The organism is Flavobacterium sp. LHD-80, assembly GCF_030929605.1.
Classification (GTDB): domain Bacteria; phylum Bacteroidota; class Bacteroidia; order Flavobacteriales; family Flavobacteriaceae; genus Flavobacterium.
The window spans coordinates 126,539-145,432 of record NZ_JAVFVS010000004.1; the positions used below are offsets into that span (position 1 = coordinate 126,539).

Consider the following 18,894-nt stretch of genomic DNA (forward strand, 5'->3'; position numbering starts at 1 on the left):
AATTAGCTGATTGCTTTTTTTAGTTTTTTGAAAAAGATTTCTTCACGATTGGCAATGTCCAAAAGTTCATCGGCAATGGCGTTGTAAGCGTCTTCTTTGGCACTTCTATTTTTATAAATTCTGGAAGCTTCAACGGCAAAATCACGCCATGAATCTCCAATTTGTGTCATTTCTTTAGAAAGCGTTTTCAATTCTTCATTCCCTAAAACAACGGAAGCTTCTTGTAAAAACGCGGCGTAAATAAAACGAAAACCACCGCCTCCGGTTCCAATTTCTTCTTGCATTCTGACCATTTGAGCCAAATAATGATTTGCTTTTCGAACACCGTGTTTTTGCGGCCATTTTCTAATTTGGCGAGAAACCATTTTAATTCCGCGAACGCCTACAATTGGCATTGGCGCTAACATATCGCGACAGGTATTTTTAATTCCTTTGATAATCGCACTTTTTAAATCAACTTCACTCGGAATCTGGATTGGATAATACATTTGTCCGCGAGGCGCAAAAGCACCTTTGGCAAAACGCACTTTATCCATTTCCTCGTGTGTCAAAGTCGTAACCGTTTCCATCACCGGATCGCTAATCAAATAATCAGTTTCGGTTTTGCCGTAAACGACTAAATTGTGCGCGTTGAAATGAAAGCGGTATTCATCAGGAAAATAACTTAAATGATAAACACCAACTTGCAATCCAGTCGGAATATTATTTTTTAAATTTTCTTCTAAAGCTTTATTTGCATTGACAACAGAAGAAAATTTTTGTCTTTTTATTTTAAGATTTAAACGATTGGCAACTTTATTAAAAATATGTCCAGGCAAAGTTCTATAGCTGATTGCCGGCGCATGATTTACTTTTAGAAAAGGCAAATACACGAAAAAAAGTCCCGAACCAATTCCGAAAACCATCGGTTCGCTGATATTGAGTCCGCTGTTTTTTAAGAGGTTTGAAGCTACTCCATTTTCACAATGAGCAGATTGATGATGTGTAAAAGTAACTTGCATTAATCTGTTTTAAAGTTTTTTAATTCGGCTAATGAAATGTCAAAAGCGTCGGCATATTTTTGTAAAGTTTTGTCGTTTAGTTTGGCAAAAACAGCAGGTTTAAAATGTCTTTTTACGCGCCATTTCCACATTTCTACATAACCGGCAAGAATCGTTAAATCCATTTTATTGAGTTCCATAAAATAACAAATCGGACTTAATTCTCCGTTTTGAACTTTGATTCGGGCTTCTTCGGCACGTTCTTTTATATCGTCGATGGCGTTAGAAAGTGCAATTGCTTTTGGTTCCCAGCCCGTACTCAAAGCGGTTGTATAATTCCCGTTTTCGTCAGTAGCATAAACCAATTCCTTGAGATTTTTTTTGCTTAAATTTCCATCGTGCTGAGGTACATTTTCTTTTTCCATGACGGTTTTATTTTCGAGTAGGATTATGTTGTCGCCGAAATCGTCTTTTGAATAAACAGATTAATTTCGCATTCTAATAGTATTTTGTCTTCCAATAAACTCTCGCAACTCATGGTGCATAAAGTATAATCGTCGCCAACAAATTTGGAAACCAAAATTGCTTTGGTCGTAATAACGTCGCCAACTTTTGGCAGTGTATGTATTTTTAGATTTTTTAAAGCGCTGATAAAACCAATAACATTTACGTTTTCATTTTCAGTTCCGTCCTCTTCAAAAAAATATTTTTTCCCAACAATTGACGAACAGGTTTGTGCTGTATTTTCAATTAGTCCAGCTTCTATTAAAATGCCATTATCGACAAAGATATTGTCTTCTTTGATTAAAAATTCGGTTTCAACAGAAGTCGCATCAATTTCCAAAATCAAGTCTACCATCAGCATTGGTGCACGGTGCGGTAAATAATTTTGTATGTCGATTCCAACTTTCATCATCTTATTATTTTGATAAAACGGTTTTCATTTGCCCGCTTGCAATTTCTTCATCATTTAAAAAAGTCACAATATCGACTAAAGTAACTCCGGTAAATTCTTGTAAAATGGTAACATTCGATTGAATAGTATCATTGATTTTTGGGAGTTTTTTAATTTGAATATCTTTAATAGAACCAATATATCCGGTTGGAGCAATTTCCTTTTTCAAAAAAAACTGATAACCTGTGTGCAAGGCAACAGACTGCGCCATGTGTTCGATTAATCCGGCTTCTAGAAAAGTGTTTTCTTCTAAAAAAATATTATCTTTTTGAATATTTAAGCCCGAGCTCAATTCCGTTTCAGAATAAGAAAATAGGCGGTCTACCATTACAAAAGGAAACTTTTGCGGAAGCAGATTTTCTACAGCTTCTTTTTCTAAAAGTACTGGAGCATTCATTTAGCAGACAGTTAAATATGCGTAAGCAAATGAGAATCTTCCGCTTTCTGGAACTGAAAGGAAAATTTTGTCTCCTTTTTTCAATTTTCCAGAATTTATTAATTCCTCAACAGCAATATAAATTGAAGCTGAACCCACATTTCCAACTCTCAAAAGATTCATAAACCACTTTTCATCAGCAATGTCAACTCCTTTTTCAAGCAGTCCTTTTTTAAGTCCGTCAACAAAAAAGTGAGAAGAAACGTGTGGTAAAAAATAGTCAATATCGTCTGCCGTAACATTGTGTTTTGCCATTGCATCGGTCATACTTTCAACACCTTTTGGCAAAATAAACTCGTCTAATATTTTTACATCCTGTTTTACTGCCAGAATAGATTCGTTTAGCAATTGTTCAGGCTTGTAATCGCTCCACGGTTTTATTTCTCCGTTTTCGAGTTTATCTCCGCCGGCGTACATGCAAGTTTCTAATTCGAATGCATATGAATAGGCTTCCATCCATTCGATTTTTAGAGAAATAGCGCCAGAAGGTTTATTTTCTAATAAAAAAGCTCCGGCACCGTCTGATAACATCCAACGTAAAAAATCTTTTTTGAAAGCAATAATCGGCTGTTCTTCCAGATTTTTTAAGTTGATGATTTCTCGATTGTATTGTTGTGCCGAAAGCCAAGTTGAAACTTTTTCAGAACCTGTGCAGACAGCATTTTGTGAATTTCCAGATTTTACAGAAAGAAAACCATATTTCAGCGCGTTCATTCCAGAACAGCAAATTCCAGAAGAAGAGTTCAACTCAACCGATTTGTTTTTCAGCAATCCATGAACCATAGCGGCATGTGAAGGCGCAAAAACATCGGGAGATGATGTCCCGCAGGAAAGAACCTCCATATCCTGAGCTGAAAATTTATCATCAAACAATTGCGAAACGGCATTTTTTGTCAGTTCGGCATTTGTATGAGTGCTTACGCCATTTTTGTCAACGGCATAATATCGGCTTGTAATCTTATTATTGCGCAAAATAATACGTCGTGCTTTAGAGGCAGTATCATTTATGAGCCCTAAATAATTTTCCATTTCATCGTTTGAAACAGCTTCATTTGGCAAATATTTTGCGGCTTTGGTAATATATACGTCAAACATAATATAATTTTCTCCTCTTCTAAACTCCCTGATAATATTGAGTTTCTTTTTTTATAGTTTTAATCTTAAATGGGTAGCTAATAACATGCAATATATATACTATTGGCGAGATTAACCATATAGCAAGGAATAAATAAACATAAAATAATTTAAGAAGCAATTTTCTCTTTTTTTGGTTTTTATGAATGAAATTAGACCATTTATTAAAGATTTTGTTAGCCGTTTTGTCAACAGTCACTAAATAAGGGCTGATTTTTACGGCTCCAATTTCGGCTAATTTTGGCTGTAAATCTTCTAATTTATTTTGCTTGAATTGCAAAAGCATCACTTCGCCAAATTGATCCGATTCCTTAATGTCTTTGTCAGAAACGCCAGGCAACGGAAAAAATCCTAAATAACGTTTCTTAACTCCCGAAAACATCCAGTTTACAATAGTGATCACACTAATTAAATTTCCAACGCGATCAACCAAGGCTACATTTCCAACCAGTTTTGCATTGGCTTCTTTCAGTAGAACTTTTACTTTTTCCTGCGCCATTATCCACATATTTCGGGAACCATTTATAGTAATAACGGGAGTATTGTTGAGAATATTTTTACCGTCAGCACTTTTCAGAAAAGAGTTCATCGGAATTGAAGGCGTTAAATACCAAACCTGATAATGCAAAAGAACAAGATCAAATTTTGTATTTAGAATTTCTTCAGGAACAGGCTTTAAAACTGTTGGGATTTGCAGAAAAGATTCTGGAAAAGCATCAAAAAAAGTGGTTTTATTCCAAGGAAAAGGAAAGGGTTTTTCTAATTGAATTTCATGAAAAACGACATTGATTTCTTCTGAATTTAGAAATGGTTTTGCAATGTTGCGTGCAATTGATTCTAGTTGTCCAGATTGGGAATAATAAATAACGAGAACATTTTTCATTTAGGTTTGCTGTCTTTGGTTGCAAACAAAAATAAGTAAATTATTTTAAACGAATTTTCTTGTTTAATGTTTCGTTTTATAAGTTTTTTTAAGCTTGGATTTGTGTTGAGTTTTTAATCTCGCAAAGACGCAAAGTTTATTTTTAAAAATAAGATTCAATAGCGTCCAGCTTTAGCTGGATGAAATTATAAACGCAATCGAAAGGGCTTTAGCCAAACTTCTAGGTTTGGCTAAAGCCCTTACTTATCAAATCTTGTTCCCCTAGCTAAAGCTAGGGGCTATTGAAAAAAACTTTGCGACTTTGCGAGATTCTTTACCCATTATGTCAAATCATTCCAAAAATCAAAATAATTGAACCACTGCAAAGGATATTTTTGCAGAATGCTTTCAACGCTTTTTACGTATTCTTTTAATAAACCTTTTTCGTCGCGATGCTTTACGGTTGCTTCGCGCGCGTATAAATGATAATGAAGATTCGGTTCTTTCATAACATATACAAAAACAACAGGAACTTTTAATCTTGAAGCGATTAAGAAAGGACCCGCAGGAAAATTGGCTTCCTTGCCAAGAATTTCTTCAGAAAGGGATTTGGTTCCTTCAAAATAGCGGTCGCCGGTAAAACAAACCAATTCGTTATTGGCTAAAGCCGAATTGATTTCGAAAATATGAGACAAATCGTCTTTAATGATGATAAATTTTACGGCAGATTTTTGCGTAACACTTTCCAGATAATTTTTAATTGCCGAATGTTCTAAATCAGTCGTAACCAAATTGATTTGGAAATCAAGATCGATGTCGCCAAAAAAATGTTCGGCGATTTCAAAATTCCCGACGTGAGCGCTAATTAAAACACCACCTTTTTTCTCGGCCAAAAGTTTTTTCAGAATTTCGATTCCGTCAAATTCGTAAGTGAATTTATTTCGAAGTCCGGCAGAAATAGAAATTTTGTCAATAATAGTTTGTCCAAAAGTATAGTAACTTTTGAAAACCATTTTTTTTGACTGAAAATAGGAATACTGAAGTCTTTCTTTGAAATAGTAGAAAATGGACTTATTGCTTTTCTTTAGAAATAGAAAATAATAAGAAGCGACAAAATAAAGTAAGACATAAGCAGACTTGACACCCGCTTTTTGTATCAAAAAAACGAATATTCTATAGCCTAAAACAGTACCTTTTGATTTGCCATCCCATTGACTCATTAAGCAGTTTTAGCTTTTAATTTGGTTTCAATAAGGTCGTAGAAGTTTTGAAAAGTCGCAATTCCAACGAAATCAGCTTCAACCAATTTTACACCAAAGTTAGCCTCAATAGAAACTACTAAATCAACATAATCTAAGCTGTCTAACCCAAGTGTATCTTTTAAATTAGCATCTGGTTCAATTTCATCATTATCAACTTCAAACTCATCAACCAAAAAACCATTAATTTTCGTTATAATCTCTTCTTTATTCATTGTTCAATTTAAACTTTTTAACCACCAACGCCGAGTTGGTTCCTCCGAAACCGAAAGAATTGGACAAAAATATGTCAAATTTTTTGTTTAAAGTAGTTTTGATCAAATTTAATTTAGAAGCATCTTCATCTGGATTTTCCAAATTGATGTTTGGTGCAATGAAATCATTTTGCATCATTAGGATCGAATAAATGATTTCGCTTGCTCCGGCCATCCAGCATTCGTGGCCTGTCATTGATTTTGTAGAACTTACTGGAGGATTTTTTTCGCCAAAAACTTCAAAGATTGCTTTGGCTTCATTTGCATCACCAACTGGCGTTGAGGTTGCGTGAGCATTTATATATTCAATATCCGATGCACTTAATTTTGCATCTTCAAGTGCGCGTAACATGGCTGTAGCCGGTCCTTCGACATTTGGAGTCGAAATATGTCCGCCATTTGATGAAAATCCGTAACCAGAAACTTCAGCAATAATATTGGCACCTCTTGCAATTGCCGATTCGTAACTTTCTAAAATTAAAGTCGCACCGCCACCACTCGGAATTAATCCGTCGCGGTCAGCATCAAAAGGTCTTGACGCTTTTTCAGGATCGCTTTCTCTATTAGAAAAAACACCTAAACCGTCAAAACTGCTCATCGCATATTTGTTGATTTCCTGAGCGCCACCCGTAATAATGATATCCTGAAAACCACCTTTTATTAAAAAGTAAGCCAATCCTATAGAATGAGAACCGCTCGCACAAGCCGCACTAACAGTCAAATTTATTCCGCGAAGTTTAAAAATCGTAGAAAGATTCATGGTAACCGTTGAATTCATCGATTTGAAAATTGCTCCAGAACCAATTAATGCAGTATCTTTTTTTTCGCGGACAATATCTGTAGCGTCAATAATGGCTTTAGAAACACTGTCGTTTCCGTACATGATTCCAACTTCTCTTTCTTCAAAAAAAGCGTCATCAATATTCGCATTTTTCAATGCTTCGATAGTAGCCATATAAGCATATTCGGTTTCTTCACCAATGCTCATACGCTGTCTGCGTGTCAATAAATTTTTTAAATCGGCTTTTGGAACCATTCCGGTCAAAGCTGATTGGAAACCAAATTCTTTTCGGTCAGAATCAAATTTAATACCTGATTTTCCGTTGTATAATGATTCCTTTACTTCGTCTAAAGAAGTTCCGATACAAGAATAAATTCCCATTCCAGTAATTACAACTCTCTTATTCATGGTCTTTCAAAGTAATTTTTTATCCTTAAAGTGTAATTTTTACTAAAGTTTTTTTTAACCGCAAATTCCACAAATTTCCGCAAAATCAATTTGTGAAAATTTGCGTAATTTGTGGTTAAAACTTAAAATATTATGCAAACATAGTATTCTTAAGAATATATTCCTCCGTTTATATTGATAATTTCTCCTGTAATATAACTTGCTTTTTTAGAAATCAAAAAGCTTACCAAATCGGCAACTTCTTCGGCTTCGCCAAAACGATTTACCGGAATTAGTTTTAATAATTCTTTTTCGTCAAGCTGGCTTGTCATATCAGTTCTGATAAAACCTGGTGCAACAGCATTTACAGTAATATTTCGTTTTGCAACTTCCTGAGCCAAAGCTTTTGTAGCCGCAACAATCGCACCTTTCGCAGCCGAATAATTCGTTTGTCCGGCCGTTCCTTTAACTCCAGAAACAGAAACCATGTTAACTATTCGACCATATTTATTGCGCAGCATTTTTTGAATGAAAAACTGCGTTACATTAAAAAATCCGTTCAAACTTGTATTCACAACACCATCCCAGTCTTCGGGAGTCATCCACATAAAAAGACCATCTTTTGTAATTCCGGCATTGTTTACAATTGCTTCAACAATTGCTTCAGGATTTGCTTCTTGCCATTTTGTTAAAACCGTTTGAACTTGCTCAAAATTAGAAACGTCAAAGCCCAGAATCTCTCCTGTTGCACCTAATTTTTGTATTTCCTGAAGTGTTTCTTCGGCAGCAGTTTGGTTGGAATGATAATTAATCAGAATATGATAATCAGATTCAACGGCTAATTTTTTACAAACAGCACTTCCAATTCCTCTTGAACCGCCTGTTACTAATACACATTTCATTACTTAAGATTTTTTTATTTGGGGCTAAATAGTGTTATTTTTTCTTGGCAACTGGTTTTTTTACCGGTTTTGCTGCAGTTTTTGCTGGTTTGGTTTCTTCTTTAGGTTTTTCTGCCACAGCTTCAGCAGCTTGAGTTTTTTCTGATTTCGAAAATAATTCAGCATTTTCAAACCATTGATTGCTTAAAACTGTTCCGTCAGGTTTTAGAAAACCCCACTTCCCTTCATTTTTTACTCTTGCAACGCCATCAATAAATCCTTTATCTTGTTGCGTAAACATAGCAATAATAGCGTTTGCAGTAATACCGTATTGCGTTGGGATTATTATTTTTCCAGATTCATTAATGAATCCCCAATTGCTTTCTTTTACAGGAGCCAATCCGTTTGAACTAAAAACTTCGGCGTCATTATAAGTTGGTTCAATTACAAATTTTCCTTCTGGATTGATAAATCCCCATTTTTTTCCAACTAAAACCGGAGCTAGATTTTTTGAGAATGCTTTTCCTTTATCATATATAGGAAGAATTGCCCAATTTCCTTTTAAATCAATGTAGCCAATTTTGCCGTTCTTTTTGGCAAATGTCAAATCCTGAGTTTCGAAATCCCAGATTTTTTCGGCTCCGTCAACCGGAATAAATTTTCCTGAGCTGACCAATCCGAAAGTTTTATCTTTTCTAGCCCAAGTTGTGTTTTTGAAATAGCCTCCTATTTCGTCGTAAACAGGTTCTACTAATTCCTTGCCAGCGGTATTAATAATTCCCCATTTTTTATTGTTTTCAACTCTGGCGAAACCATTTTCAAAAGATTTGATCTGATCGTATTTTGGCTCTAAAACAACAGTCATTTTGTTGTTGATTAAACCCACTTTATTATTTTGTCTGATAAATGCTACTCCATCATTAAAATCAAATAATTTTTCAGAAGCTGGCGCTTTCTGGATTTCACCTTTTGTATTAATGTAAACCCAATCTTTGTCTTTTTGTACAATTGCGATGCCGCTGTTAAAATCTTTTGCATCTTTAAAATCGGCAGGAATTACCCAAGTGCCTTTTGCATCAATAAAACCCCATTTCCCGTTGTTTTCTACAGCAGCCAAACCTTCAGAAAAGCTTCTGGCCGATTTATACTGTGGTTCAATTTTAAAAGATCCGTCTTTGGAAATGTATCCAATTTTTGAATTCTTTTTAACTAAAGCCAGTTCTTGACTATTAACAAATTGAATGAATACTAGCAACAAAAAAATAAGCGGTTTTTTCATGATTTTAAGATTCAATAATTAATAAGCGGAAAAAAAGATTTAGCTGTTGATCAGATAATCTTTTACTTTTTGAACAAAAGGATACATTACTTGATCTTCCTTAAATTCCGGAATTATATTTCGAACATCGTCGTACCATTTTCGGGTAACCGATGAAATTTTATCTTTTTGACCTAAATAATCAATTGCCTGAACGATTGTGATCATTTCGATTGCTAAAACTTCAAAAGCATTTTCGATTACTTTTGACGTAATAACTGCTGCATTTGTTCCCATACTTACAATGTCTTGATTGTCATTGTTGTTTGGAATTGAATGCACATACATTGGATTTGATAACATTTGACTTTCAGCCGTTGTTGAGGTTGCTGTAAATTGAACACCTTGCATTCCGAAATTAAATCCTAAAGTTCCTAAGTTTACAAATGGAGGAAGAATTTCGTTGATTTTTGAATTCAATAAATAATTCAATTGACGTTCTGCGAGCATCGTTAATTTTGTAATAACAATTTTCAATTTATCCATTTCAAGCGAAATATAATCGCCGTGGAAATTTCCTCCGTGATAAACGTGTTTGTTTTTCACATCGATAATTGGGTTGTCGTTTGCCGAGTTGAATTCGTCTTCTAAAATTGAAGCGACATTATTGATAGTTTCTAAAACCGGCCCTAAAATTTGAGGCACACATCGTAAAGAATAATATTCCTGAACTTTTTCTTTGAAAATTTCTTCCGTATTTTCTCCAGAATATAAATGATCTTCTCTTTTACGGATTAAAGTACTGTCAGAAAGATTTTGTCTCATTCTTTCCGCCACTTCCTGTTGTCCTTTGTGACGTTTGGTTTGGTTCAATTCTGCCGAAAAATGATCGTCATACGCCTGAACCAATTCGTTGATCGCGCAAGAAGATTTTAATGACCAGTCTAATAATTTTTTAGCATGATGAATATTCACAACGCCAATTCCTGTCATTACAGAAGTTCCGTTGATCAACGCCAAACCTTCTCTAATTTCAACCTGAATTGGTTTTAAACCTTCAATTTCAAAAACCTCTGGAGTTGGTCTTCTTTCTCCTTTATAAAAAACTTCGCCTTCGCCAATTAAGACTAAAGCTAAATGTGATAATTGCACTAAATCACCACTCGCACCAACACCGCCATGTTCAAAAATTAGAGGCGTAATATCTCTATTAATTAACTCTGCCATTAAATGAACAACCGACGGATGAACGCCAGAATTTCCTAATGAAAGAGTGTTCAAACGTGCCAGAATTGCCGCTTTTGCACAAACTGGACTCAAAGGTTTTCCGGTTCCAGAAGAGTGGCTTCGGATTAAATTATATTGCAACTGAATTTGGTCTGACTCTTTAATTCGATATTGAGCCATTGGTCCAAAACCAGTATTTACACCGTATATTATTTTGTTCCCCGAAAATTCTTTCAAGAAATTAAAGCTTTCATTTACTCGATTTAAAACGACATCACTGATTGCAACTTTATTATTTCCAAAAATGATTGACTCGAATTCTGCTAAACTTAAATATTCATTAATTGTATTCATTAAACCGGTTTTGATTGTGCTAATTTAATTTTAATTATCAAAATAATTGTAGTTATTTTGATGAACGCAAATGTAAGTTAATAATTCATAACATTTTTATTATGACAAAGGAGTTTGTTGATGTTTTAGTGATTGGTGCAGGACCTTCAGGATGCGTTTCTGCATCGTATCTTCATAAAAATAATGTCAAGGTGAAAGTTGTTGAAAAAACAAAATTCCCGAGACTTGTGGTTGGCGAAAGCCTTATTCCACGAGTGATGGATCATTTTGCAGAGGCGGAGCTTTATGATGCGCTTAATGCAATGAACTTCGAAAAAAAACTCGGAGCCCGTTTTATTAGAGGTGAAGAAATTTGTGTTTTTGATTTTAGCCAAAAATTTGGAGAAGGCTGGGATTGGACCTGGCAAGTTCCGCGTGCCGATTTTGACAACACAATGGCGCAGGAAGTAGTTCGAAAAGGAATTGATTTAGAATTTGAAACAGAGGTTTTGGAAGTTTCTTTTGAAGGAAAAAATTCGAAGACAATTGTAAAAGATAAGGACGGAAATTTAAAAGAAATCCACGCCAAATTTATAGTTGATTCCAGCGGATACGGGCGCGTTTTACCAAGACTTTTAGATTTGGATACGCCATCAAAATTAGATCCGCATTCTTCTATTTTTACGCATGTAAAAGATATTAATAGAGAAGAAGGCGAGGAGGGAACTCAAATTTCATTTGATATTTTGGAAACTCAGGTTTGGCTTTGGGTAATTCCGTTTTCAAATGGAAATACAAGTTTAGGCGTTGTTGGTCCGACGGATTTTATTAATTCGCTTTCAGAAAATAAAGATAATGCTGAGGCTTTGCGAAATGCCATTCAGAAATCAGATTATTATATCAAAAGATTTAAAGGAACAGAATTTTTGTTCGAACCAGTTAAATTAGAAAATTATTCGAGAGCTGTAAAAAGAATGTATGGCGACGGTTTTGCTTTGACTGGAAATAGTTCTGAATTTTTGGACCCGGTGTTTTCTTCCGGAGTTGCTTTTGCTACAGAATCAGGAATGTTGGCAGCAAAATTATACTTGAAAGAATCACAAGGAATAGAAGTAGATTGGGAAGTTGAATTTACGCAATATATGAAACGCGGTATCGCAGTTTTCACGACTTATGTTCAGGAATGGTATACCGGAAATTTACAGACTTTGTTTTTTCATCAGCCGGAGAATCCAGATGTTAAGGAAAAAATATGTTCTGTTTTGGCAGGTTATGTTTGGAATGAAGAAAATCCTTTTGTAAAAAAACACGATCACGTAATAGCCAATATGGCGTATTTATTGAATATGCAAAAAGAACAAAAAAGCCCTGAATGATTTCAGGGCTTTTTTTTGTTTATAATGTAACCGTATAGTTTTATAACAAAAAAAAGGCTGCCCAATCATCGAGCAGCCTTTTAATCTTCAAAAAATAATATAGTAAAAAATTATACTACCAGAATTTAACGTACAGTGCAACAATAATCAATAATGTAATTACAATTAAAACTGTAGTTTGTGGTTTTACTTTAAACATTTCAGAGTCAATTTCAAACGCTTTTGGATTTACTTTTGGTCCAGCAAAACTGATTCCGATCATCGCTAACATTGTAAAGAAGAATGACAATCCCATACAAATGTGGAACGGAATTTCGAAAGCTCCTTTTCCGTTAGGATAAGCAGTGTAAAGCAAAGTTTCGTTTCCGAATAAAGCAGGCGCATATTCGTTGAATAAAACAGATAAAACAAATCCTAAAATTACACCCACGATAGCTGCAGTTCCTGTAGTTCTTTTCCAGAACATACCCAAGAAGAACATAGCGAAAACTCCAGGGCTAATAAATCCAGTATATTTTTGGATGTAAGTGAAACCACCAACTCCTCCAATTCCTAAAAGGTCATTCCAAGTAAATAACACAGCTAAAAGCATTGCCGCAAAAACGGCAATTCTACCAATGTTTACTTGTTGTTTTTCACCAGCATCTTTTTGGATGTATTTTTTATGAACGTCTAACGTATAAATAGTCGAGATACTGTTTACTTTTCCAGCTAAAGAAGCCACAATTGCAGCAGTCAAAGCGGCAACAGAAAGTCCTTTTAAACCAGTTGGCAAGAACGTTAATACAGCAGAGTAAGCTCCGTCTTTTCCTCCAACTAATTGAGGTAAATGTCCGTTTTGGTATAAAACGTAAGCAGCAATACCAGGCAACATTACGATTAACGGCATTAATAATTTCAACATACCAGCAAATAAAATACCTGTACGAGCCGTTTGTAAATCAGCACCTAAGGCTCTTTGTGTAATGTATTGGTTACATCCCCAATAGTTTAAGTTGATGATCCAGATACCAGCAAGGTAAGACATCAAACCTGGGAAAGTTAAATATTTATCAATCTCAAGTTGAGATGAATTTGCAGTTGGTCTTGGGATAATCATTTTGAAATGCTCAGGAGCTTCTTTCATTAAAACTTTAAAACCTGCAATGGCATTTTCTCCAACTCCAAAATATTGACCAACCGTTGTCAAAGCAATGTAAGAAGTTACTAAACCTCCAATAATTAAAACTGCAACTTGAATAACGTCTGTATAAGCAACAACTTTCATTCCTCCTAAAGAGATGAACAAAGCAAATACAGCCAATCCAATCATGATTACGTGAAGATATTCTCCTCCTGCAAGTCCGTTAATAGCAACAGCTCCTAAATAAAGAATTGAAGTCAAGTTTACAAAAACATATAAAAACAACCAGAAAACCGCCATAATCAAAGCAGTAGATTCGTTGTAACGTGTTTTTAAGAATTGAGGCATTGTGTAAATCTTGTTTTTAAGATATACAGGAATAAACCAAACCGCTACTATAATTAAGGCAATAGCAGCAAGCCATTCGTAAGCAGCAACAGCGATTCCTAAAAAGAAACCTTCACCGCTCATTCCGATGAATTGTTCAGCAGAGATATTTGAAGCAATTAATGATGCTCCAATAGCCCACCAAGTTAAGTTTCCTTCAGCCAAGAAGTAAGCTTTAGCATCATGTTCGTCTTGTTTACGCTTGCGGTAAACACTGTAACCGTAGGCAGAAACTACGATGAAATAAATAATAAAAACCGCATAATCGGCGAAAGCGAGGTTCTGGTTCATTGTTAATAGTATTTTAAAAAATTAGTATAGGTGATTGTTTGTAAAGTGGTTTTATGAATTCATTTTTTAATATAATTTCGAAACCTATTATTTTGTTGTTTTATCTTGTTAAAACTAAGATATCTGTTTTTATTTTGTTATTTTTTTATGAAAATAAGAACGAAAGCCAAAAGTATAATAAAATTCTATATCTACACCATTTACAAATGTGTTTTTTACATTTATAATGAATTTATTATGTTAAATTTTAAAACACTTTTGATTTTTGTCGTTTTCAGACTCTGTTTTAAAGACTTTTATAATGTACTTCTGATTGCTGTCTTAAAATCTCAGCGCTTTTTTCAGGTGTAATATCACGTTGCGATTCGCCTAACATTTCATAACCCACCATAAATTTTTTAACCGTTGCCGATCTTAATAAAGGCGGATAAAAATGCATATGAAAGTGCCACTCCGGATGCTCTAAACCATCTGTTGGAGCTTGGTGAATTCCTGATGAATATGGGAAAGAAGTGCTGAATAAATTATCATACTTCGTTGTAAGCTGTTTTAAAATTTTAGCAAATGAAGTAGCTTCTTCGGCAGTGAAATCAGTGATTTTGCCAAAAGCTCTTTTGCTTAAAATCATGGTTTCATAAGGCCAGATTGCCCAAAACGGAACTAAAGCCACAAAATGATCATTTTCGATTACAACGCGCTCTCCAGTTTTTAATTCCGCCTGAAGATAATCTTCAAGAAGCGTTCTGTTGTTTTTATCGTAGTATGATTTTAGGCTGTTTTGTGTTTTTTCAACCTGCGTTGGCAATGATGACTGTGCCCAAATTTGCCCGTGCGGATGCGGGTTGCTGCAACCCATCACGCTTCCTTTATTTTCAAAAATCTGAACGTGATTGATGTATTTGATGTTTCCTAAATCGGTGTATTCTTTTTGCCAAGTTTTAATGATGTTCTCAATTCCGTCAATTTCCATTTCTGGCAAAGTCAAATCATGTCTTGGCGAAAAACAAACTACTCTTGAAATTCCCTGTTCTGGTTTTGCTTTAAAGAAAGTATGTTTGATATCTTCTTCAAAAATAATTTCATCCTGTTTCATGGCAGCAAAATCATTTTCAAAAACAAAACTGCTTTCATATTTCGGATTGTTCATTCCGTTGGCACGAACATTTCCGGGACATAAATAACAAGTTGGATCGTATTTTGGCAAAGCTTCTGTAGCGATGGTTTCATTTTGTCCTTGCCAAGGACGTTTTGCACGATGAGGTGAAACTAAGACCCATTCGTTTAATAAAGGATTGAAACGTCTGTGCGGATCTTCGTTAATGTCAAAATTTTTCATGTAATGTGTTGTGGTATTAAAGTAGTTGTGTTCCGTTTGAGATTTTTACATCATAGAATTTTAATTCAATTCCAAATGTATCTAAATAAAGATTTGAAAACTTACTTTTTACCTCATTTTCATGACCTTTTTTAATTAAATTTATGGTGCATCCGCCAAAACCGCCACCCATTAAACGAGAACCAATTACGGAATCATCAGCTTTTGCAGTATCTACAAGCATATCAAGTTCTTCGCAGCTTACTGCATATTCCTGTGATAAACCGTAATGTGTTTCAAAAAGCAATTGTCCTAAAAGTTCTATATTTCCTTTGTCAAGGGCTTCACAAGCTTTGATTACTCGGTTGATTTCTTTTACAACAAAATGCACTCTTTTAAAAACAGTTGGATCAAATTTCTCCTGAATGCTCAAAAGTTGCTCTTCTTTACAGTCTCTAAAAGTGTTTATTTCTGGAAAATGATTTTTGATAATCGCTAAACCTTGTTCGCACTCAATTCTTCGTGTATTATATTCTGAAGTGAAAAGAGAATGTTTTACATTGCTGTCCATTAAAATCAAAGAATAATCTTTGAAATCGGCATTGTGATATTCAAATTCTAATGTGTTGCAGTCTAATTTGATTACTTTGTTGTCAAGACCGTGAACACTTGAAAACTGATCCATAATTCCACAGTTGATTCCAACCCAGTGCTCTGCTTTTTGTCCTAATAGTGCTATGTCTTTCTTTTCAATTTTTAAGTTGAAAAGTGCTGCTATACCGTAAATCATCCCGCACTCTAAAGCAGCCGAAGAAGATAATCCAGATCCAACCGGAATATTACTGCTGAAAACACAGTTGAAACCTTCAAAAGCAAATCCGTTATCCTGAAGCTGTTTAATAACGCCACGAATGTAATTGGTCCAAACGGCATCATTCAGTTCCACTTTTTCAGTCAAATCGATTTCAAATTCTTCATTTAAATCGATGGCGATTATTTTAGATTTTTGAGTGTTGTTTTTCTCAAAAGCAAAGCAAATTACTTTGTCAATTGCAGCTGGCAAAACGTAACCGTCGTTATAATCAATATGTTCCCCAATGATGTTGATTCGTCCTGGAGAAAGTACAATTTTTTGAGGAGCAGACCCGAAGGATTTCTCAAAAAATGCTGTGGTGTTTTGAATTAAAATCTCATTCATTATTTAGTAATTGTAATAGTAGTTTCTTGTAATTTATTTGATGTTGCTTTTAGAACAATTTTCTTTTTCAGGTCTTTGGTTTTCAAAATAATGGTTGCAATTCCGGCTTCGGCTGGAACAGGATTTTGACCAATGATTTCCGCATTTCCTTCGCTTAAAGCAAAAGTAACTTCGTTTGTTGCCGTTGGAATAACAGTTCCATTTTCATCTGTAATTTTGGCATAAACAAAAACCATATCAGGAAATTCCGGATTGATTTTTACCGAAGAAAGATCATAACTCAACTCAATTTTCGATGCTTTTCCTGGAGTTTTCACACTATTTGAAGCGACTTTTTTTCCTTTGATAAATCCTTCAGCGCGCAAAGTTCCTGCTTGAAACGCGCTTACTTTAAAAATAAACGGAGCGTGTTCCAGTTTGTCGCTGTTGTTGTTTAAAGTTGGTTTTTCTTTAGAAATTAAAATGTCATTTACGTACAGCGCTACTTCATCGCAATTGCTGTAAACGGTAACATTTAATGGAGATTCTGGAGTCCAGAAATTCGCAATATTGACCATTGGTCCAGAGAATAATTTTTTATCTAAAACCACATTGGCATCGCGCTGACTTTGGTAGAAATAGTAAGCAAATTTCGGAATTCTGAAAATATCGCTGATTCCAGAACTTTCAATATCCGGACTGTAACCGCGATTGTAATCAAACATCAGCCAGTTTGCTTCTCCAATTGTTGATCCTCCTTTTCGGTTAGAGTTTGAAGCTTCTTGAAAATTATAGGCTTGTTGTAAAAGTCTTTTTTCACCGGCGCCTCTTAATTGACGTGACGTTCTTTCTTCTTCTTTTAAATTAGCAAATTCAGTTTGGTTGAAACCTGCATTTTGTGCATAATATTCCCAATCGCCATATTCAGCAATGAAAATTTTACGATTTCCTTTGTTGTATTTTGTCCAATAATCTGGCGCTTTTGCGTGTTGACGCGCCGGAATAAAGATGTCGTAATTGTCGTTATCGATCCAGCTTGCACTGTAATTATGATCAAAAGGCAATTCTTCTTTAAGTGTTTTTGTCGCTTCTTTCATAAAAGCTGGAGACATTTCCGTTTCGTTTAATGAAGCTTCCCAAAAAATAATACTCGGATGATTTCTATCTCTTCTTGCCATGTCGCGAATATCTTGATACGCACTTTTTTGGAATTGTTCTCCGCCAAAAAATTGCCAGCCTGTTAAGCTGTTCATCACTAAAATTCCCAATTCGTCGCAAGCATTCAAGAAAGCTTCGGCGTGCGGGTAATGCGACATACGCACAAAATCGAAACCTGCATTTTTAATTTTTACAGCATCACGATATTGTGCTTCATCAGAAATAGCATATCCTAAATAAGGATATTCTTGATGTTCGTTTGTTCCCGTGATGTAGATTTTTTCGTCATTCAAATAATAACCATCGGCTTTTATTTCTGATTTTCTGATTCCGATTTTTTCTGAATGAGAATCAACAACTTTATTATTCGAAAGAATCTGAACTTCTAATTTGTACAAATTCGGATTATGAACTGACCAAAGTTTTGGATTTTTAACTAAAAATTGCTGCGTAGCTGTGTAATCTGAATTTGATTTTACAGTGAAATTTCCCGATTTAAATTCTAATTTTTTACCCGAATTATCCGTTAGAATAAATTTTAAAAATGCTTTTTGTTCGGCCTCAAAATCATTTTGCAAATGCACTTGGACCGTTCCTGAAGCTTCATTTTTATTGATGTTTTTGAAATTTAGATAAAGACCGCCGCTTGCTACTTTATTAGCATTTACAGCATCAGTAATATGTAATTTTGAAGTGGTGACGAAATATACATTTCTATAAATGCCACCATAATAATTAAAGTCTAAATCCTTTAAAGGTTTTCCAGGCAAGAAATCAGGATTGTCTTCGTTGTTGACTTTTACTTTAATTGTGTTTTCATTATTTGCATTCAAATATGGCGTAACATCAACAGTAAATGGCAAATAACCGCCTTTGTGATTGGTTATTTTTTTATCGTTGATCCAAACATCTGCTTCCTGCATCACGCCTTCAAAATAGATAAAAGCTTTTTGATCTTTTGAAACAGTTGTTTTGAATTTTTTCTCATACCAAGATGTCCCTTGAAATTGTTTAATTACAACTAATTTCTCTAATCTAGCAGTATGCGGAATCGTTATTTTTTCCCAATCTTGAGCTGGAGTTTCCTCTCTTTTAAATTCCCAATCGGCACCAAAATTTACTTTTGTGCGTGACTGCGCTTGAACTTTTCCGAAAGAAAAAGTCAGCAGAAATAAGAAGAATATGGATTTAAAAATTAATTTCATTTTGTTTTTTTTAACCATTAAGATATTAAGAAAATTAAGTCCAAGCTTTGTTAAGAGAATTAAGCCAAGCTATAATTACATTTTAAATGAATGAACGAAAAACTTAATAATCTTA

The 18,894-nt window shown here is 34.6% G+C and carries 17 protein-coding genes; 1 reads left to right on the plus strand and 16 read right to left on the minus strand.

Annotated elements, in window-relative coordinates:
- Positions 1–2: 2 nt before the first annotated feature.
- The 12 genes from RB619_RS05150 to RB619_RS05205 form a co-directional block, all read right to left on the minus strand.
- Positions 3–1,001 carry a BtrH N-terminal domain-containing protein gene (locus tag RB619_RS05150; RefSeq protein WP_308094993.1) on the minus strand — a complete coding sequence of 333 codons (999 nt, stop codon included), beginning with the start codon at positions 999–1,001 and terminating at the stop codon, positions 3–5.
- Entirely contained in the window at positions 1,001–1,405 is a 405-nt protein-coding gene (locus tag RB619_RS05155) for a hypothetical protein (RefSeq protein ID WP_308094996.1), read from the minus strand. Before RB619_RS05155 ends, RB619_RS05150 begins: the two co-directional genes overlap by 1 nt.
- A 23-nt stretch (positions 1,406–1,428) precedes the next feature.
- On the minus strand, positions 1,429–1,893 hold the full coding sequence (locus tag RB619_RS05160) for an ABC transporter permease (RefSeq protein ID WP_308096166.1): 465 nt from the start codon (positions 1,891–1,893) through the stop codon (positions 1,429–1,431).
- 7 nt (positions 1,894–1,900) lie between these two features.
- Positions 1,901–2,332, minus strand: a complete 432-nt coding sequence (locus tag RB619_RS05165; RefSeq protein WP_308094999.1) for a hypothetical protein — start codon at positions 2,330–2,332, stop codon at positions 1,901–1,903.
- A complete protein-coding gene (locus RB619_RS05170; RefSeq protein WP_308095002.1) occupies positions 2,333–3,466 on the minus strand; it encodes a beta-ketoacyl-ACP synthase III in 1,134 nt (377 codons plus the stop codon). It lies immediately after the preceding gene.
- 19 nt (positions 3,467–3,485) lie between these two features.
- The gene (locus RB619_RS05175; RefSeq protein ID WP_308095003.1) at positions 3,486–4,388 is read right to left on the minus strand and encodes a dialkylrecorsinol condensing enzyme DarA; all 903 of its coding nucleotides are present in this window, start codon (positions 4,386–4,388) and stop codon (positions 3,486–3,488) included.
- Positions 4,389–4,708: 320 nt separating this feature from the next.
- Positions 4,709–5,587 carry a lipid A biosynthesis acyltransferase gene (locus RB619_RS05180; RefSeq protein WP_308095006.1) on the minus strand — a complete coding sequence of 293 codons (879 nt, stop codon included), beginning with the start codon at positions 5,585–5,587 and terminating at the stop codon, positions 4,709–4,711.
- Positions 5,587–5,841 (minus strand): phosphopantetheine-binding protein, encoded by a 255-nt coding sequence (locus RB619_RS05185; RefSeq protein ID WP_308095008.1) that lies wholly within the window; start codon positions 5,839–5,841, stop codon positions 5,587–5,589. The genes RB619_RS05180 and RB619_RS05185 overlap by 1 nt, the downstream gene beginning before the upstream one ends.
- Positions 5,834–7,069: a beta-ketoacyl-[acyl-carrier-protein] synthase family protein gene (locus RB619_RS05190; RefSeq protein ID WP_308095010.1), complete on the minus strand. Its 1,236-nt coding sequence runs from the start codon at positions 7,067–7,069 to the stop codon at positions 5,834–5,836. The genes RB619_RS05185 and RB619_RS05190 overlap by 8 nt, the downstream gene beginning before the upstream one ends.
- A gap of 149 nt (positions 7,070–7,218) precedes the next feature.
- Positions 7,219–7,950 carry a 3-oxoacyl-ACP reductase FabG gene (gene fabG / locus RB619_RS05195; protein ID WP_308095013.1) on the minus strand — a complete coding sequence of 244 codons (732 nt, stop codon included), beginning with the start codon at positions 7,948–7,950 and terminating at the stop codon, positions 7,219–7,221.
- Positions 7,951–7,984: 34 nt separating this feature from the next.
- Complete coding sequence (locus RB619_RS05200; protein WP_308095016.1) at positions 7,985–9,208, minus strand: WG repeat-containing protein; 1,224 nt, start codon at positions 9,206–9,208, stop codon at positions 7,985–7,987.
- 39 nt (positions 9,209–9,247) lie between these two features.
- Positions 9,248–10,768 (minus strand): aromatic amino acid ammonia-lyase, encoded by a 1,521-nt coding sequence (locus tag RB619_RS05205; RefSeq protein WP_308095017.1) that lies wholly within the window; start codon positions 10,766–10,768, stop codon positions 9,248–9,250.
- A 101-nt stretch (positions 10,769–10,869) separates the two neighbouring features.
- Between RB619_RS05205 and RB619_RS05210 the strand changes: the two genes are divergently transcribed.
- Positions 10,870–12,123 carry a tryptophan 7-halogenase gene (locus RB619_RS05210; RefSeq protein ID WP_308095024.1) on the plus strand — a complete coding sequence of 418 codons (1,254 nt, stop codon included), beginning with the start codon at positions 10,870–10,872 and terminating at the stop codon, positions 12,121–12,123.
- 115 nt (positions 12,124–12,238) lie between these two features.
- Here the strand turns inward: RB619_RS05210 and RB619_RS05215 are convergent, their stop codons facing one another.
- From RB619_RS05215 to RB619_RS05230, 4 genes are all read right to left on the minus strand, one after another.
- Entirely contained in the window at positions 12,239–13,924 is a 1,686-nt protein-coding gene (locus RB619_RS05215) for a sodium/sugar symporter (RefSeq protein ID WP_308095027.1), read from the minus strand.
- Positions 13,925–14,210: 286 nt separating this feature from the next.
- Positions 14,211–15,260 (minus strand): UDP-glucose--hexose-1-phosphate uridylyltransferase, encoded by a 1,050-nt coding sequence (locus RB619_RS05220; protein ID WP_308095030.1) that lies wholly within the window; start codon positions 15,258–15,260, stop codon positions 14,211–14,213.
- A gap of 16 nt (positions 15,261–15,276) precedes the next feature.
- Positions 15,277–16,437, minus strand: a complete 1,161-nt coding sequence (gene galK / locus RB619_RS05225; RefSeq protein ID WP_308095032.1) for a galactokinase — start codon at positions 16,435–16,437, stop codon at positions 15,277–15,279.
- Positions 16,437–18,779 carry a glycoside hydrolase family 2 TIM barrel-domain containing protein gene (locus RB619_RS05230; protein ID WP_308095035.1) on the minus strand — a complete coding sequence of 781 codons (2,343 nt, stop codon included), beginning with the start codon at positions 18,777–18,779 and terminating at the stop codon, positions 16,437–16,439. The genes galK and RB619_RS05230 overlap by 1 nt, the downstream gene beginning before the upstream one ends.
- Positions 18,780–18,894 lie beyond the last annotated feature (115 nt).

Bases quoted from the DNA above. Each gene is read 5' to 3' on its own strand.
- RB619_RS05150 (WP_308094993.1), bottom strand. From the start codon at position 1,001: ATGCAAGTTACTTTTACACATCATCAATCTGCTCATTGTGAAAATGGA.
- RB619_RS05155 (WP_308094996.1), bottom strand. From the start codon at position 1,405: ATGGAAAAAGAAAATGTACCTCAGCACGATGGAAATTTAAGCAAAAAA.
- RB619_RS05160 (WP_308096166.1), bottom strand. From the start codon at position 1,893: ATGAAAGTTGGAATCGACATACAAAATTATTTACCGCACCGTGCACCA.
- RB619_RS05165 (WP_308094999.1), bottom strand. From the start codon at position 2,332: ATGAATGCTCCAGTACTTTTAGAAAAAGAAGCTGTAGAAAATCTGCTT.
- RB619_RS05170 (WP_308095002.1), bottom strand. From the start codon at position 3,466: ATGTTTGACGTATATATTACCAAAGCCGCAAAATATTTGCCAAATGAA.
- RB619_RS05175 (WP_308095003.1), bottom strand. From the start codon at position 4,388: ATGAAAAATGTTCTCGTTATTTATTATTCCCAATCTGGACAACTAGAA.
- RB619_RS05180 (WP_308095006.1), bottom strand. From the start codon at position 5,587: ATGAGTCAATGGGATGGCAAATCAAAAGGTACTGTTTTAGGCTATAGA.
- RB619_RS05185 (WP_308095008.1), bottom strand. From the start codon at position 5,841: ATGAATAAAGAAGAGATTATAACGAAAATTAATGGTTTTTTGGTTGAT.
- RB619_RS05190 (WP_308095010.1), bottom strand. From the start codon at position 7,069: ATGAATAAGAGAGTTGTAATTACTGGAATGGGAATTTATTCTTGTATC.
- fabG (WP_308095013.1), bottom strand. From the start codon at position 7,950: ATGAAATGTGTATTAGTAACAGGCGGTTCAAGAGGAATTGGAAGTGCT.
- RB619_RS05200 (WP_308095016.1), bottom strand. From the start codon at position 9,208: ATGAAAAAACCGCTTATTTTTTTGTTGCTAGTATTCATTCAATTTGTT.
- RB619_RS05205 (WP_308095017.1), bottom strand. From the start codon at position 10,768: ATGAATACAATTAATGAATATTTAAGTTTAGCAGAATTCGAGTCAATC.
- RB619_RS05210 (WP_308095024.1), top strand. From the start codon at position 10,870: ATGACAAAGGAGTTTGTTGATGTTTTAGTGATTGGTGCAGGACCTTCA.
- RB619_RS05215 (WP_308095027.1), bottom strand. From the start codon at position 13,924: ATGAACCAGAACCTCGCTTTCGCCGATTATGCGGTTTTTATTATTTAT.
- RB619_RS05220 (WP_308095030.1), bottom strand. From the start codon at position 15,260: ATGAAAAATTTTGACATTAACGAAGATCCGCACAGACGTTTCAATCCT.
- galK (WP_308095032.1), bottom strand. From the start codon at position 16,437: ATGAATGAGATTTTAATTCAAAACACCACAGCATTTTTTGAGAAATCC.
- RB619_RS05230 (WP_308095035.1), bottom strand. From the start codon at position 18,779: ATGAAATTAATTTTTAAATCCATATTCTTCTTATTTCTGCTGACTTTT.